Genomic DNA, 15,779 nt, shown 5'->3' with positions numbered 1-15,779 from the left:
CAGATGGAGAGCGCTATGGCTTGGAATGAGCCGGGTGGCAACTCGAATAATCAGGATCCTTGGGGTGGCAAGCGCCGCAATAACGGCGACCGCAAGGGGCCACCGGATCTCGACGAGGCCTTCCGAAAGCTGCAGGAAAGCCTGAACGGGTTGTTCGGTGGTGGTAAGAAACGCGGTGGTGATGACGGCGGTGGTTCGGGCAGGAGTGGTGGCGGCTTCGGCGGTCTGCTCGGCATCGGCCTCGTGGTGCTGGCGGCTGTCTGGCTGTACAGCGCGGTCTATGTGGTCGACGAGCAGGAGCAAGCCGTGGTGCTGCGCTTCGGCAAGTACTACGAGACTGTCGGCCCGGGCCTGAACATCTATTTCCCGCCGATCGACAAGAAGTACATGGAGAACGTCACGCGTGAGCGTGCCTACACCAAGCAGGGCCAGATGCTGACCGAAGACGAGAACATCGTCGAAGTGCCGCTGACCGTGCAGTACAAGATCAGCAACCTGCAGGACTTCGTGCTGAACGTCGATCAGCCGGAAATCAGTCTGCAGCATGCGACCGACAGCGCCCTGCGCCACGTGGTGGGTTCGACCGCCATGGATCAGGTGCTGACCGAAGGTCGTGAATTGATGGCCAGCGAAATCAAGGAGCGTCTGCAACGTTTCCTCGATACCTATCGCACCGGTATCACCGTCACCCAGGTCAACGTACAGAGCGCAGCGGCACCGCGTGAAGTGCAGGAAGCCTTCGACGACGTGATCCGCGCCCGTGAAGACGAGCAGCGTTCGCGCAACCAGGCGGAAACCTACGCCAACGGCGTCGTGCCGGAAGCCCGTGGTCAGGCCCAGCGTATCCTCGAGGATGCCAACGGTTACCGCGACGAAACGGTTTCGCGCGCCAAGGGTGAGGCGGATCGCTTTACCAAACTGGTCGCCGAGTATCGCAAGGCCCCTGAAGTCACCCGCCAGCGTCTGTATCTGGACACCATGCAGGAAGTCTTCAGCAATACCAGCAAGGTACTCGTGACCGGCAACAAGAACGGCCAGAGCAACCTGCTTTACCTGCCGTTGGACAAAATGATCCAGAACAGTTCGGGCAGCAATGCACCGGTTACCGGTTCGGCTGCCGCCAGCAACAACACGGACGTCGCGCCGCATGTCACTGACCTGCCGCAGACACGTACAAGGGAGACCCGCTGATGAGCAATAAATCGCTGATCGCCCTGATCGTTGGCGTTGTCGTGGTGCTGGTGGGCTGGAACTGCTTCTATATCGTGGCTCAGACCGAGCGCGCGGTGCTGCTGCAATTCGGTCGTGTGGTTCAGGCCGATGTCCAGCCGGGCCTGCATGTGAAAGTGCCTTACGTTAACCAGGTGCGTAAATTCGACGCACGTCTGATGACGCTGGATGCACCGACACAGCGCTTCCTGACCCTGGAAAAGAAAGCCGTGATGGTCGATGCCTACGCCAAGTGGCGCGTGAAAGATGCCGAGCGCTTCTACACCGCGACTTCCGGCCTCAAGCAGATCGCCGACGAGCGTCTGTCCCGTCGTCTGGAATCCGGTCTGCGTGACCAGTTCGGCAAGCGCACCCTGCACGAAGTGGTGTCGGGTGAGCGTGATGCGCTGATGGCTGACATCACCGCGTCGCTGAATAAGATGGCGGAAAAAGAGCTGGGTATCGAAGTCGTCGATGTCCGGGTCAAGGCCATCGATCTGCCGAAAGAAGTGAACCGCAGCGTGTTCGAACGTATGAGCACCGAGCGTGAGCGTGAAGCTCGCGAGCACCGCGCCAAGGGTAACGAGCTGGCCGAAGGCATCCGTGCCGACGCCGACCGTCAACGCCGCGTGCTGCTGGCTGAAGCCTATCGTGAATCCGAAGAGATTCGCGGTGACGGCGATGCCCAGGCCGCTGCGATCTACTCCAAGGCCTACGGTCAGGATCAGGAGTTCTACGGTTTCTACCGTAGCCTGCGTGCCTACCGTGAAAGCTTCGCGAACAAATCCGACGTCATGGTTCTCGACCCAAGCAGCGACTTCTTCCGTTACCTGGAAAAGTCCAAGCCTTGATACGACGTTGACCTGAATCATTCCGCCCGGCGGCTAAAACCTCGGGCGGGGTGATCCTTTGGGAAAACGTGTGTATGATGCGGCAGCCGGGAAATTCCCGGCTTTTTTGCGTCTGCACGTTTGATTGCTGTTTTTTGTTGCAGGCATCGGGTTGAATGGCCCGAGCGTTTTTCGAGGAAAGTGATGGGCGAAGCCGGTAACAGGCCTTTCGCCGCGTCGTTCATGCGCGTGCGTTTTGAACGGATCGGTCATTTTCTGCTTCACTCAAGGCTCGCCCGCAGGCTGGCCGCCCGGATCAAAGGGGAATGGCGTAATGGCAACGGTAGACCGCTGGCTGCTGCCAGATGGCATCGAAGAAGTACTGCCACCGGAAGCGGCGCGCATTGAAGTCGCGCGTCGTCAGGTGTTGGATCTGTTCCAGAGCTGGGGTTACGAGTTTGTCGTGACTCCCCATATCGAGTACCTGGAATCCCTGCTGACCGGTGCGGGCCAGGACCTGGATCTGCGTACCTTCAAGGTCATCGACCCCCAGTCGGGTCGGCAGATGGGGTTCCGTGCCGACATCACGCCGCAAGTGGCGCGCATCGATGCGCACACCCTGCGTCGCGAAGGTCCGAGCCGTCTGTGCTACGCCGGCAGCGTGCTGCATGCCCAGCCGCGTGCACTGTCGTCCTCGCGCAGCCCGATCCAGTTGGGTGCCGAGCTGTACGGCGACGCCAGCCCGAGCAGCGACGTTGAAGTCATCAGCCTGATGCTGGCCATGCTGCAACTGGCCGATGTGCCGGATGTACACATGGACCTTGGCCATGTCGGCATCTACCGTGGTCTGGCGCGTGCCGCCGGTCTGTCCGGTGAAGTCGAGCAGCAGTTGTTCGATGCGTTGCAACGCAAGGCCATCGACGAGGTCATTACCTTGACCGAAGGCCTGCCGGCCGATCTGTCCGGCATGCTGCGGGCGCTGGTCGATCTGTGTGGCGGCCGTGAAGTACTGAGTGCGGCCCGTGAGCGTCTGGCCAATGCACCGGCGCCGGTTCTGGCGGCGCTGGAAGATTTGCTGGAGATCGCCGATCGTCTGGCGACGCGTTTCCCGGAGTTGCCGCTGTACTTCGACCTGGGCGAGCTGCGCGGCTACCACTACCACACGGGTGTGGTGTTCGCGGTGTTTGTCCCGGGCGTGGGTCAGTCCATCGCTCAGGGCGGTCGTTACGACGACATCGGCGCCGACTTCGGTCGTGCCCGTCCGGCGACCGGCTTCTCTACCGATTTGAAAACCCTGGTGACCCTGGGGCGTGCTGAGATCGAGCTACCGTCTGGCGGTATCTGGATGCCTGACAGTACGGATGCGGCACTCTGGCAGCAGGTTTGCCAGTTGCGCAGTGAGGGTCAGCGTGTCGTTCAGGCATTGCCTGGACAACCTTTGGCCGCCGCCCGTGATGCGGACTGCGACCGGCAATTGATTCAGCAGAACGGGCTTTGGCAAGTATCGCCACTGGCTTCTTGAGTTTTCCTGCCGGCCATCGCCGGCACCAAGTTTGCGCGAATGAGGACAAGTGTTATGGGTAAGAATGTCGTAGTCCTGGGCACCCAATGGGGTGATGAGGGCAAAGGCAAGATCGTTGATCTGCTGACCGAACATGCTGCCGCCGTAGTGCGCTACCAAGGTGGCCACAACGCTGGCCACACCCTGGTGATCGACGGCGAGAAAACCGTCTTGCACCTGATCCCGTCGGGCGTGCTGCGCGAAGGCGTGCAGTGCCTGATCGGCAACGGCGTGGTGGTTGCACCTGACGCCCTGCTGCGTGAGATCACCAAGCTGGAAGAGAAAGGCGTACCGGTGCGCGAGCGTCTGCGTATCAGCCCGTCCTGCCCGCTGATTCTGTCCTTCCACGTGGCGCTGGACCAGGCCCGTGAAAAAGCCCGTGGCGAGCTGAAGATCGGTACCACCGGTCGCGGCATCGGCCCGGCTTACGAAGACAAGGTTGCACGTCGTGGCCTGCGCGTGGGCGACCTGCTGAACATGCCGCGCTTCGAAGACAAGCTGCGTGAACTGGTGGATTACCACAACTTCATGCTGGTCGGTTACTACAAAGAGCCGGCCATCGAGTTCGAAAAGACTCTGGCCGAGTGCAAGGAATACGCCGAGCTGCTCAAGCCGCTGATGCTCGACGTGACTGCCGAGCTGCACGACCTGCGTCGCGCCGGCAAAGACATCATGTTCGAAGGCGCTCAGGGTTCGTTGCTCGACATCGACCACGGTACCTACCCGTACGTGACCAGTTCCAACACCACCGCAGGTGGCGTGGCGACCGGTTCGGGCGTTGGCCCGATGTTCCTCGACTACATCCTGGGCATCACCAAGGCTTACACCACTCGCGTCGGTTCGGGTCCATTTCCGACTGAGCTGTTCGACGACGTGGGTGCGCACCTGGCCAAGCAAGGTCACGAGTTCGGCGCGACTACCGGCCGTGCCCGTCGTTGCGGCTGGTTCGACGCCGTCATCCTGCGTCGCGCGATCGATGTGAACAGCATCTCGGGCATCTGCCTGACCAAGCTGGACGTACTCGACGGTCTGGAAACCATCAACATCTGCACCGGCTACAAGGACGCGCAAGGCAATGCCGTGGCGCCGACCGACGCTGACAGCTACGTGGGCCTGCAGCCTGTGTACGAAGAAGTGCCGGGCTGGACCGAATCGACCGTGGGTGCCAAAACCCTGGAAGAGCTGCCAGCTAATGCTCGTGCCTACATCAAACGCGTTGAAGAGCTGATCGGCGCGCCGATCGACATTATTTCGACGGGCCCGGACCGCAACGAAACCATCGTTCTGCGTCATCCGTTCGCTTGATAAGTCGTTGATGTAAAAAACAAAGGCCCCTTAATCGGGGCCTTTGTCGTTTATGCCTGTTGGACGGCATGACCTTTGCTGTAAATCTTCCTACAAGAGTGCCATCAAATTAATGGCGTCAGAAGTAGAGGGATTCACAGTGTCGGCCGTTCTCTCACTGTTACAAAGCCGTTTGTTGCGGCCCGTGTTCGTTACCCTTGGTATCGCCCTTTTGGTGCAAGTGCTGGTGGCAGTCGCCCTGACACGAAGCACGGTCACGGCGCTGGAAGCCGATCTCGGCACTCGTCTGGGCGCTGACAGCCAAAAGCTCTCCGGCGAACTGGAGCAGGCCGGGCGTGAGGTCACCTCAAGCCTCGATAACCTTTCCTCAAGTACCCGGCAGCGCCTGACCGCCGGCCTGTCTTCCCGTCTGAAGGAGGAGCAGGCGCAACTGCGTACGACACTGGAAAAAGATCTCAAGGACTCGGCCAATGACATGGCTCAGTTGCTCGCCTCGGTGGCGCCGCGCGCCATGTGGGACAGCGACGTACCGACCCTGTCCGAATTTGCTCGTCGCGCCCAGCGCAATCCCAACGTGTTGTTCGTGGTTTACGACGATGCCACCGGTCAACACCTGACGCGTTACCTCAACCGCGAAAACCCGATCAACAAGGCCTTGCTGGAAAAAGGCCAGGGCGAGCGCGCGCTGGACAAGGTGCTGGACGCGGCGAAAAACGATCCGTCGGTCTACTACCTTGAAGCTTCGATCAACCCCAACGGCGTGGAAATCGGCAAAGTGCTGATGGGCGTTTCGACCGCGTCGGTGGAAACCGATCTGGCGGCGCTCGACCAGCGCTTCTCGGCGCTGATCGCCAGCAGCGATCAACTGGTCGGCGACAGTCTCAAGGGCGCCGCCGCCGACAGCGCGACGGCAATGCAGGCGCGCCTGCAGTCGGCGCAATCCACCGCGACCGAGATGAAAGCCAATACCAGCAGCACCGTGCAGGAAGCCGCCGCGACCTTGCGCTGGCGCATCGGCATGGGCCTGGCACTCGTCGGTTGCGGCGTGCTGCTGTTGCTGGCGGTGGTGCTGGGGCACCGGGTGGTCAATCGCTTGAAGATGCTCAATGCGGCGATGGACGATCTGGCGGCAGGCGAGGGCGACCTGACTAAGCGCGTGCAGATCAACAGCAAGGACGAAATCGGCGACATGGCCTCGGCGGTCAATCGCTTTGTGGATAAGTTGCAGCCGATCGTGCGCGAGGCGGGCGACGTGGCCCAGCGTACCGGTGTGGAAATCGGCGCCATGACCCTGCGCAATGCCGGTGCCGACGCAGCGGCCGGGATGCAGCGTGACGAAGTGGCGGAAAGCCTGCGCGCGCTGTCGCAAATGGCTGACGAGGCGCAATCGGAAAGCCATGCCATGCAGGCGGCGTTGAAGCAGGTGGTGGATATTCGCCAGGCCACCGATGAAAACACTCGTACCTCGGCGAAAGTCGGCAGCCTGATCGAGGCGCTGGCAGGGCAGGTTGATACCGGGGCGAAAGTCATCGAGCGACTGGCGCAGCAGAGCGAACAGATCGAAGTGGTGCTGACGGTGATTCATGGCATCGCCGAGCAGACTAACCTGCTGGCCCTGAATGCGGCGATCGAAGCGGCGCGGGCCGGTGAGACCGGGCGTGGTTTCGCAGTGGTTGCGGATGAAGTGCGCGCGCTGGCGAGCAAGACGCAAAGCTCTACTGGCGATATTCAAGCGCACATCGTCGCGTTGCAGCAGGGCGCGCGTGAAGCGGTCGAGGCGATCGGTCAGGCCGGGCGTCAGGCCAGCGAAGGCTTGCTGGTGTTGCGCGACAGCGCGCGGTTGCAGCAATCGGTGCAGGCTTCGGTTGAGCAGGTGCATGCGGCGATTGGTCTAGCGACCCAGGCTGCGGCGCATCAGGCGCAGGGCGCGCAGGCGGTGCGTGGGCGGGTCGAAACGATTCATGCCCAGGCCGAGAAAGCGGCGCAGGCGGTGGTGGAAACCACGGCCAGTGGCAAGGTGCTGGATGGGCTGGCGGCGCAGCTGAAGGCCAGTCTGGGACAGTTCAGGGCCTGATGTTTCCCCCTTCGCGAGCAGGCTCGCTCCCGCATTCGATCGCATTCCTCTGGTGGGGCTCGGTCAAACTGTGGGAGCGGGTTTGCTCGCGAAGGCGATTTCAGCGGCTCAGATACATCCGCGTCGTCAGCAGATATACCGGCAACCCCGACACCACAATCAACAACGCCGCATAAGGCGCTGCCGCCGCGAACTCGACATTTGCCGTATGCGCCCAGACCTCGGTCGCCAGCGTGTTCAGCCCGGTCGGACTGAGCAGCAGCGTCGCCGTCAATTCCTTCATCGCATCCAGAAACACCAGCGCAAACGCCGCACCCAGTGCCGGGAAGATGATCGGCAGGGTCACCCGGCAAAACGCGGTGAATGACGATGCCCCCAACGTGCGTGCCGCTTCCTCCAGCTGCGGCGCAGCCTTGTTCAGTGCCGTGCGAATCGGCGCCTGTGCCAATGGCAGGAACAGCAGCGCATAAGCGATCAGCAGCAACGCCGAGGTCTGGTACAGCGCCGGCACGTAGTGCAGGGCGAAATACACCAGCGTCAGCGCGATTACCAGGCCCGGCAAGGCGTGGAGCAGATACGGCAAGCGTTCGGCCCAGATCGCCAGTTGGCCCTTGTAACGCACCACCAGCAGCCCGACCGGCACCGCCAGCAGCAGGCACAGCGCTGCGCCACCCAGCGACAAGGCCAGCGAAGACAGCAGGGCTTCGGTGATCGCCGCGACCGGGAACGCTGCCGATGAGCCAACCGCCAGCCAGTACGCGAGCATGCCCAGCGGAATCCCGCTGCCGACGATCGCCAGCAACAGGCAATACAACTGACCGACACCCGCCCACCGCCCCAGGCGTACTTGTTCAGCCTGCCGCGCTGCACCCTGGCCGGTGCGCACATGGCGACCCTTGCCGCGTACACGCAGCTCCAGCCACAACAGCATCAGACATAGCGCGAGCAGCACCGCCGAAAGCATCGCTGCATTGGCGTTGCTGAATTCCAGTTCGAATTGCTGGTAGATCGCGGTGGTGAAAGTTTGCAGGCCGATGATCGACAGCGCGCCGAACTCGACCAGCATGTGCAGGGCAATCAGCAGCGAGCCGGCCAGCAGCGACGGCCAGAGCAGCGGCAGGGTGACGCGGAAAAACACGCCCCAGCGGTTCTGTCCCAAGGTGCGGGCGGATTCTTCAAGGGACGGATCGAGGTTGCGCAGGGTCGCCGCGACCGGCAGAAAGATCAGCGGATACTTCGACAGGCTCATCACCAGAATCGCCCCGCCGAGGCCTTCGAACTGCGCGCTCAACGACACCCAGGTGAAGCTGCTGACAAACGCCGGCACCGCAAATGGCAGGCACAGAATCACCCCCCACAGGCGTCGTCCCGGCAGATTGCTGCGCTCCAGCAGCCACGCCAGTGACAGGCCGATCACACCGCAAGCCAGCGTCACGCCAACCATCAATGCCAAGGTGTTGCGCAGCAGACCGAAAACGTACGGGCGCCACAACAAGTGCAGCGCTTCGGCCCAACCGGCCTGCCAGGCTTTCAGGCCGACATAGGCCAGAGGCAACAGGCTCATGACCACCAGCAATAAAACCGGCAGCACCAGCCAGATCGACGGCCGCTTGCGTCGTGGTACGAAACCCCCGCGCGCGGCGGGGGCGGATAACGATGTGGCCATCAGTTCAGGCCAACTTCACGTTCTAGCTCCAGCGCTTCTTCGGCGTTGCCCAGGTCGGCCGGGGTCACGTTCGGGGCTTCTAATTCGCTGAACGGCTTGAGTCCGCGATCCGATTCCATGCCTTTGTGCAGCGGATATTCGGCGGTGGTCTGAGTGATCACGCGCTGGCCTTCCTCACTGGCCATGTAGGCAAGGAATTGCTGGGCTTCTTTTGGATGTTTGCTGGATTTCAGCACGGCAGCGCTGGATACAGTGATCAGTCCGCCGACGTCGCCGCCGGTGAAGTAATGCAGTTTCGAGTCGAGTTTGCCTTTCTCACGCTGCAGGGCGAACCAGTAGTAGTTGTTCACCAGCACCGTGGCGACTTCGCCGTTTTCCACAGCTTTGAGGGCGACCATGTTGTTGCTGTAGGTCTTGCCGAAAGCGCGCAGGCCGGTCAGCCATTCTTCGGCGGCGTCGCGACCGTGCATCTTGATGATCGCCACGGCCTGTTCCTGGAAGGCGCCGCTGGTCGGGACGAATCCGACTTTGCCTTGCCATTTCGGATCGGAGAATTCCATCACCGACTTCGGCAGGTCTTTCTCATCGACCAGTTTCGGGTTGTAGGCAACCACGCGAACCCGCGCGGTGACACCGATCCAGGTGCCGTTGCCGGCGACGTATTGCTTGGGCAGCACGGCCAGCGTGGCGTCGTCAGTCTTGGCCAGCAGGCCTTGCTCGCCGAGGTTGTTCAGCGGAGGAGATTCTTCGGTGTAGATCACGTCGGCGGGGGAACGGTCGCCTTCTTCGATGACCTGGCTGGCGAGCTGGTTGCTGCTGCCCTTGCGTACGTTGACGTGAATGCCGGTCTTGGCCTCGAAAGCTTTGGCGATCGCATCGCCGACTTCCTTGTGTTGACCGTTGTAGAGCGTCAGGGAAACCGCATCGGCTGCCTGGGTGAGGGGAGTGGCGAGTGCCAGGCCGAGCAGGGTGAAGGTCAAGCCGCGGCGCAGGGTATTTCGAAACATCATTCGCAGGGTTCCTCACTGTCGCATTGCAAAAACTTGCAACAATGATAAACGATATTGTTTCTCAAGTGCGCCTTGCGACGAGGGCGGAGGTTTGCTAGAGCATGATCTGGTGATCACGTGTGGCGAGGGAGCTGCAGGTTTTCAAACGCCAGAAACGCAAAAACCCGCTTTCGCGGGTTTTTGGGAAACTCAACGTCGTAACCTTGAGTTTGAATTGGTGCCCAGAAGAAGACTCGAACTTCCACGACCGTAAGGTCACCAGCACCTGAAGCTGGCGTGTCTACCAATTTCACCATCTGGGCATTCATCGCGAGCGTTGCCGCTGTTGATGTGGCGCACTATACGGAGCGCTTTTTGATCTGTAAACCCCTGATTTAATTTTAATTAATCGGTTTTAACAAATCCGTTGCCTAGAATGCAAAAAACCCGCTTTCGCGGGTTTTGTGTGAGCCTTGAAACTGATCTAGTCTCAAACTCGAAATTGGTGCCCAGGAGAAGACTCGAACTTCCACGACCGTAAGGTCACCAGCACCTGAAGCTGGCGTGTCTACCAATTTCACCACCTGGGCATCTCGTCAACGTGTGTACGTCGTCGATGGCGCGCACTATACGGAGCGCCTTTTTAACTGTAAACCCCTGTCAGCAAAAAAAATGATTTTTTTTACCAGCGGTGTTCAAAAGGGCTTTCAGGCGTCGATACAAGGCTCCAGAAGGGCCTTATATAGTCGGAAATTTCCCGTTTGATGGCGCCTATGCCAAACTAACCCGCATATAGACAAGGTGAAAACTCTCTAATGGCCGATTGGCAGTCCCTCGATCCCGAGGCCGCTCGTGAAGCGGAAAAATATGAAAACCCTATTCCCAGCCGCGAACTGATCCTGGCGCATCTCGCCGATCGGGGTTCGCCTGCTGCCCGCGAGCAACTGGTCGAAGAGTTTGGTCTGACCACAGAAGACCAGATCGAAGCCCTGCGCCGCCGCCTGCGCGCCATGGAGCGCGACGCTCAATTGATCTACACCCGCCGGGGCACCTATGCGCCGGTGGACAAGCTCGACCTGATCCTCGGTCGCATTAGCGGTCACCGTGACGGTTTCGGCTTCCTGGTGCCGGACGACGGCAGCGATGACCTGTTCATGAGCCCGGCGCAGATGCGTCTGGTATTCGATGGCGATCGTGCGCTGGCCCGCGTTTCGGGTCTCGACCGTCGTGGTCGCCGTGAAGGCGTGATCGTCGAAGTGGTGTCCCGTGCCCACGAAACGATCGTCGGTCGCTACTTCGAAGAGGGCGGTATCGGTTTCGTCGTTGCCGACAACCCGAAGATCCAGCAGGAAGTGCTGGTTACGCCAGGCCGTAATGCCAACGCGCAGATCGGTCAGTTCGTCGAGGTGAAGATCACCCACTGGCCGACGCCGCGCTTCCAGCCGCAAGGCGATGTGGTCGAAGTGGTCGGCAACTACATGGCGCCGGGCATGGAAATCGATGTCGCGCTGCGTACCTACGACATTCCGCACGTCTGGCCTGAAGCGGTACTCAAAGAAGCCGCCAAGCTCAAGCCGGAAGTCGAAGAGAAAGACAAAGAGAAGCGTGTCGACCTGCGCCATCTGCCGTTCGTCACCATCGACGGCGAAGATGCCCGCGACTTCGACGACGCGGTCTACTGCGAAGCCAAGCCGGGCAAGTTGCGCCTGTTCTCCGGCGGCTGGAAGTTGTACGTGGCGATTGCCGACGTCTCCAGCTACGTGAAGATCGGTTCGGCGCTGGACAACGAAGCCCAGGTACGCGGCAACTCGGTGTATTTCCCCGAGCGCGTGGTGCCGATGTTGCCTGAACAGCTGTCCAACGGCCTGTGCTCGCTGAACCCGCACGTCGATCGTCTGGCCATGGTTTGCGAGATGACCATCTCCAAGTCCGGCGAAATGACCGACTACTGCTTCTATGAAGCGGTGATCCATTCCCACGCCCGTCTGACCTACAACAAGGTCAGCGCGATGCTGGAAACCCCGAAAGCCACCGAAGCGCGCAAGCTTCGCGGCGAATACACCGACGTGGTGCCGCACCTCAAGCAGCTCTATGCGCTGTACAAAGTGTTGCTGGCTGCCCGTCACGTGCGTGGCGCGATCGATTTCGAAACCCAGGAAACCCGGATCATCTTCGGTTCCGAGCGCAAGATTGCCGAAATCCGTCCGACCACCCGCAACGATGCGCACAAGCTGATCGAGGAATGCATGCTGGCGGCCAACGTGGCCACCGCCGAATTCCTCAAGAAACACGAAATCCCTGCGCTGTACCGTGTCCACGACGGCCCGCCACCGGAGCGTCTGGAAAAACTGCGCGCCTTCCTCGGCGAGCTCGGCCTGTCCCTGCACAAAGGCAAGGACGGCCCGTCGCCAAAGGACTATCAGGCCCTGTTGGCGAGCATCAAGGACCGTCCGGATTTCCATCTGATCCAGACCGTGATGCTGCGCTCCCTGAGTCAGGCGGTGTACAGCGCCCAGAACGAAGGCCACTTCGGCCTGAATTACGAGGCCTATACCCACTTTACCTCGCCGATCCGTCGTTACCCGGACCTGCTCACGCACCGCGCCATCCGCAGCGTGATCCATTCGAAACAGGACACTCCGCACGTTCGTCGTGCCGGGGCGATGACCATTCCGAAGGCGCGCATCTATCCCTACGACGAAGCGGCGCTGGAGCAACTCGGCGAGCAGTGCTCGATGAGCGAGCGCCGTGCCGACGAAGCCACCCGCGACGTGGTGAACTGGCTCAAGTGCGAGTTCATGAAAGATCGTGTGGGCGAATCGTTCCCGGGCGTTATCACCGCCGTGACCGGTTTTGGCCTGTTCGTCGAGCTGACTGATATCTACGTCGAAGGCCTGGTGCATGTCACCGCGCTGCCGGGCGACTACTACCACTTCGACCCTGTGCATCACCGCTTGGCGGGCGAGCGCACCGGTCGCAGCTTCCGTCTCGGCGATACCGTTGAAGTGCGCGTGATGCGCGTCGACCTCGACGAGCGCAAGATCGACTTCGAGATGGCAGAAAAAACCATCAGCGCGCCGATCGGTCGCAAGAAACGTGGCGCCGATACCGCAGCACCTGCGAGCAAGGCTGTGGAAGACAAGGCTCCGGCGAAAACCGCCAGCCGTCGTCCGGCCAAGGAAAAAGCCGTCGAGGCCTATCGCCCGAGCGATGCCGTGGCGAAAAACGCCGAGCTGCGCAAAAGCCGTGAATTGAAGAAGGCCTTGCTGGCCGAAGCCAAAAGCGGTGGTAAAGCGGCGTCTGGGGGAAAGACCGGACGGTCGGCGCCTGAGAAGGCCGTCGGCGGCAAGCCAGCCAAACCGAGCAAACACCGTAAAGGCCCGCCAAAAGCGGGTTCGGCTCCAGCCAAAAGTGGCGGGTCGCGTAAACCGAAGGCGAAGTCATGAGTCAGTTGGAAAAAATCTACGGCGTTCACGCGGTAGAAGCGTTGCTGCGTCACCACCCGAAACGCGTCAAGCAGATCTGGCTGGCCGAAAGCCGCAACGATCCGCGCGTGCAGACCCTGATCGAACTGGCCAACGAAAATCGTGTGCAGATCGGTCAGGCCGAGCGCCGCGAAATGGACGCCTGGGTTGAAGGCGTGCACCAAGGCGTGGTCGCGGACGTCAGTCCGAGCCAGGTCTGGGGCGAGGCGATGCTCGATGAGCTGCTCGACCGTACCGAAGGCGCACCGCTGTTGCTGGTGCTCGACGGTGTGACCGACCCGCACAACCTCGGCGCCTGCCTGCGTTCGGCGGATGCTGCCGGCGCGCTGGCGGTGATCGTGCCCAAGGACAAGTCGGCAACCCTGACGCCGGTGGTGCGTAAAGTGGCCTGCGGCGCGGCGGAAGTGATTCCGCTGGTGGCGGTGACCAACCTGGCGCGCACTCTGGAAAAGCTTCAGCAGCGCGGTCTGTGGGTGGTCGGCACGGCGGGTGAGGCCGAGGTCAGCATTTATGACCAGGACCTGACCGGCCCGACCATCCTGATCATGGGCGCCGAAGGCAAAGGCATGCGTCGCCTGACTCGCGAGCACTGCGACTATCTGGTGAACCTGCCGATGGCCGGCAGCGTCAGCAGTCTCAACGTGTCCGTGGCCACCGGTGTGTGCCTGTTCGAAGCACAGCGTCAACGCGGCGCCAAGGCCAAGGCAGCAGCCAAGAAATAAGGCTGTACGCAAACAAACTGTGGGAGCGGGCTTGCTCGCGAAAGCGGTGTGTCAGACAACAATAATGTTGCCTGATGAAACGCATTCGCGAGCAAGCCCGCTCCCACAGTGTTTTGTGCGAAGGCGAAGAAATGGTGATTGTTCAAATAATCACCAATTGCCTTGCACCTCCGCAGTCCCTTCTCTACAATTGCGCCCCTTGCTGTGACGGCAGGCACGCATGTGCCCCGCGCCAGCAAGTCCATAAGTGTCATTCACTCCTTGTCTGACCGTTTTTGAGCGGCAGGCTACAACCCGTAAGGAGCATTCATGCGTCATTACGAAATCATCTTTCTGGTCCACCCTGACCAGAGCGAGCAAGTCGGCGGCATGGTTGAGCGTTACACCAAGCTGATCGAAGAAGACGGCGGCAAAATCCACCGTCTGGAAGACTGGGGCCGTCGTCAACTGGCCTACGCAATCAACAATGTTCACAAGGCTCACTACGTGATGCTGAACGTTGAGTGCACTGGCAAGGCCCTGGCCGAGCTGGAAGACAACTTCCGCTACAACGATGCTGTGATCCGTAACCTGGTCATCCGTCGCGACGAAGCCGTTACCGGCCAGTCCGAGATGCTCAAGGCTGAAGAAAACCGCAGTGAGCGCCGTGAGCGTCGCGACCGTCCTGAGCACTCCGACGCTGATGGCGTTGAGGGTGATGACAGCGACAACAGCGATAACGCTGACGAGTAATCCACGGACCTTTTAAGGAGCCTATCAAATGGCACGTTTCTTCCGTCGTCGTAAATTCTGCCGCTTCACCGCTGAAGACGTGAAAGAGATCGATTACAAAGATCTCAACACTCTGAAAGCCTACGTATCCGAGACCGGCAAAATCGTTCCAAGCCGCATCACCGGTACCAAAGCTCGTTATCAGCGTCAGCTGGCCACCGCTATCAAGCGCGCCCGCTTCCTGGCCCTGCTGGCCTACACCGACAGCCACGGCCGCTGAGACCGGGCAGTCGACAAGTAGCAAAGGATTGAATGCATGCGTGCCTTAGCTGAGTTCATCATGCGAGGCCGTATGCAGGCCACTCTCGTGGTGGCCGGATGTGCAACATTGCCGTTGTTGTATTGGTTGGGTGCTGCCGCCGGGAGCCTGGTGCTTCTGCGGCGCGGACTGACGGACGCCCTGGGTGTTCTGTCTCTGGGGCTGCTGCCGGCTTTGGTCTGGTGGCTGTATGCCGATGATCCACGGGCACTTCTGGTGCTGCTGGGGTCTTCGGGGCTTGCGTTGGTGTTGCGCGCAAGCGAGTCCTGGGTTCGCACGCTGCTGGTCAGCGTAGTGATTGGAGTGGTGTTTTCAGTGGTGCTCGGGGCAGCGTTTGCGGCCCAGATCGAGATGCTCGCGCAGGCCTTGATAAAGGTCATGCCGGCGCTTCTTGGTGAAACCTACAAGCAATTGTCGGTCGATGAGCAAGCGCGCTTCGCGTCCCTGATTGCACCAGTCCTGACCGGACTGATTGCGGCTCTGTTGCAGATCGTCAGCGTGCTGAGCCTGATTGTCGGGCGGCATTGGCAGGCGTTGTTGTACAACCCGGGTGGTTTTGGTCGCGAGTTTCGCGCCATCCGGATCCCGCTGGGGCCGGCGATGTTGCTGCTGGCGTTGATGCTTCTGGGCCCGAATCTCGGTGCACAGATGGCCATGTTGACGCCGTTGTGCAGTGTACCGCTGGTGTTCGCCGGACTCGCCCTGATTCACGGGCTGGTCGGGCAGAAGCGACTGGCCGGTTTCTGGCTGGTGGGGTTGTACGTCACGCTGCTGTTGTTCATGCAGCTGCTCTATCCGTTGCTCGTGGTTCTGGCCATTGTCGACAGCCTGATTGATTTTCGCGGTCGTCACGTGTCGAAAGACACCGATAACGCGAACGGTGAAGGTTAAAAGTTAAGAGGATTTCC

Annotated in this window: 12 protein-coding genes and 2 tRNA genes; 10 read left to right on the top strand and 4 right to left on the bottom strand. The window is 60.7% G+C overall.

The features are described 5' to 3' along the window. The first annotated feature begins 15 nt into the window (after positions 1–15). The 5 genes from hflK to M0808_RS12415 all read left to right on the top strand — a co-directional run bounded on the left by hflK (position 16) and on the right by M0808_RS12415 (position 6,979). Positions 16–1,191, top strand: a complete 1,176-nt coding sequence (hflK, locus tag M0808_RS12435; RefSeq protein WP_007967435.1) for an FtsH protease activity modulator HflK — start codon at positions 16–18, stop codon at positions 1,189–1,191. Further along, positions 1,191–2,060: a protease modulator HflC gene (hflC, locus tag M0808_RS12430; protein ID WP_027611416.1), complete on the top strand. Its 870-nt coding sequence runs from the start codon at positions 1,191–1,193 to the stop codon at positions 2,058–2,060. The genes hflK and hflC overlap by 1 nt, the downstream gene beginning before the upstream one ends. Positions 2,061–2,373: 313 nt before the next feature. Then, complete coding sequence (locus M0808_RS12425) at positions 2,374–3,561, top strand: ATP phosphoribosyltransferase regulatory subunit (RefSeq protein ID WP_047600701.1); 1,188 nt, start codon at positions 2,374–2,376, stop codon at positions 3,559–3,561. Positions 3,562–3,615: 54 nt separating this feature from the next. Further along, the gene (locus M0808_RS12420; protein ID WP_003221122.1) at positions 3,616–4,905 is read left to right on the top strand and encodes an adenylosuccinate synthase; all 1,290 of its coding nucleotides are present in this window, start codon (positions 3,616–3,618) and stop codon (positions 4,903–4,905) included. Positions 4,906–5,044: 139 nt separating this feature from the next. Further along, positions 5,045–6,979: a methyl-accepting chemotaxis protein gene (locus tag M0808_RS12415; protein ID WP_225137281.1), complete on the top strand. Its 1,935-nt coding sequence runs from the start codon at positions 5,045–5,047 to the stop codon at positions 6,977–6,979. Between the two features lie 100 nt (positions 6,980–7,079). Here M0808_RS12415 and M0808_RS12410 read toward each other — a convergent pair whose 3' ends face one another. The 4 genes from M0808_RS12410 to M0808_RS12395 all read right to left on the bottom strand — a co-directional run bounded on the left by M0808_RS12410 (position 7,080) and on the right by M0808_RS12395 (position 10,224). Next, positions 7,080–8,645: an iron ABC transporter permease gene (locus M0808_RS12410; protein ID WP_247841277.1), complete on the bottom strand. Its 1,566-nt coding sequence runs from the start codon at positions 8,643–8,645 to the stop codon at positions 7,080–7,082. After that, positions 8,645–9,655 carry an extracellular solute-binding protein gene (locus M0808_RS12405; protein WP_098966939.1) on the bottom strand — a complete coding sequence of 337 codons (1,011 nt, stop codon included), beginning with the start codon at positions 9,653–9,655 and terminating at the stop codon, positions 8,645–8,647. Before M0808_RS12405 ends, M0808_RS12410 begins: the two co-directional genes overlap by 1 nt. 215 nt (positions 9,656–9,870) lie before the next feature. Continuing rightward, positions 9,871–9,957 (bottom strand) — tRNA-Leu (locus M0808_RS12400). A gap of 180 nt (positions 9,958–10,137) precedes the next feature. Then, positions 10,138–10,224, bottom strand: a tRNA-Leu gene (locus M0808_RS12395). Between the two features lie 225 nt (positions 10,225–10,449). On the opposite strand from M0808_RS12395, the gene rnr reads away from it, so the two are divergent. The 5 genes from rnr (at position 10,450) to M0808_RS12370 (ending at position 15,762) form a co-directional block, all read left to right on the top strand. After that, a complete protein-coding gene (rnr, locus tag M0808_RS12390; RefSeq protein WP_027611420.1) occupies positions 10,450–13,080 on the top strand; it encodes a ribonuclease R in 2,631 nt (876 codons plus the stop codon). Continuing rightward, positions 13,077–13,841 carry a 23S rRNA (guanosine(2251)-2'-O)-methyltransferase RlmB gene (gene rlmB, locus M0808_RS12385; protein WP_003221131.1) on the top strand — a complete coding sequence of 255 codons (765 nt, stop codon included), beginning with the start codon at positions 13,077–13,079 and terminating at the stop codon, positions 13,839–13,841. Before rnr ends, rlmB begins: the two co-directional genes overlap by 4 nt. A 309-nt stretch (positions 13,842–14,150) precedes the next feature. Further along, positions 14,151–14,573, top strand: a complete 423-nt coding sequence (rpsF, locus tag M0808_RS12380) for a 30S ribosomal protein S6 (protein WP_003221133.1) — start codon at positions 14,151–14,153, stop codon at positions 14,571–14,573. Positions 14,574–14,601: 28 nt separating this feature from the next. Further along, on the top strand, positions 14,602–14,832 hold the full coding sequence (gene rpsR / locus M0808_RS12375) for a 30S ribosomal protein S18 (protein WP_002551829.1): 231 nt from the start codon (positions 14,602–14,604) through the stop codon (positions 14,830–14,832). Between the two features lie 36 nt (positions 14,833–14,868). Further along, the gene (locus M0808_RS12370; protein WP_027611422.1) at positions 14,869–15,762 is read left to right on the top strand and encodes a hypothetical protein; all 894 of its coding nucleotides are present in this window, start codon (positions 14,869–14,871) and stop codon (positions 15,760–15,762) included. The last annotated feature ends 17 nt before the right edge of the window (positions 15,763–15,779 follow it).

The organism is Pseudomonas sp. MWU12-3103b (assembly GCF_023100615.1).
Classification (GTDB): Bacteria; Pseudomonadota; Gammaproteobacteria; order Pseudomonadales; family Pseudomonadaceae; genus Aquipseudomonas; species Aquipseudomonas putida_A.
Note: the sequence above shows the minus strand (reverse complement) of the source record. Positions and strands in the feature narration are given on the sequence as shown.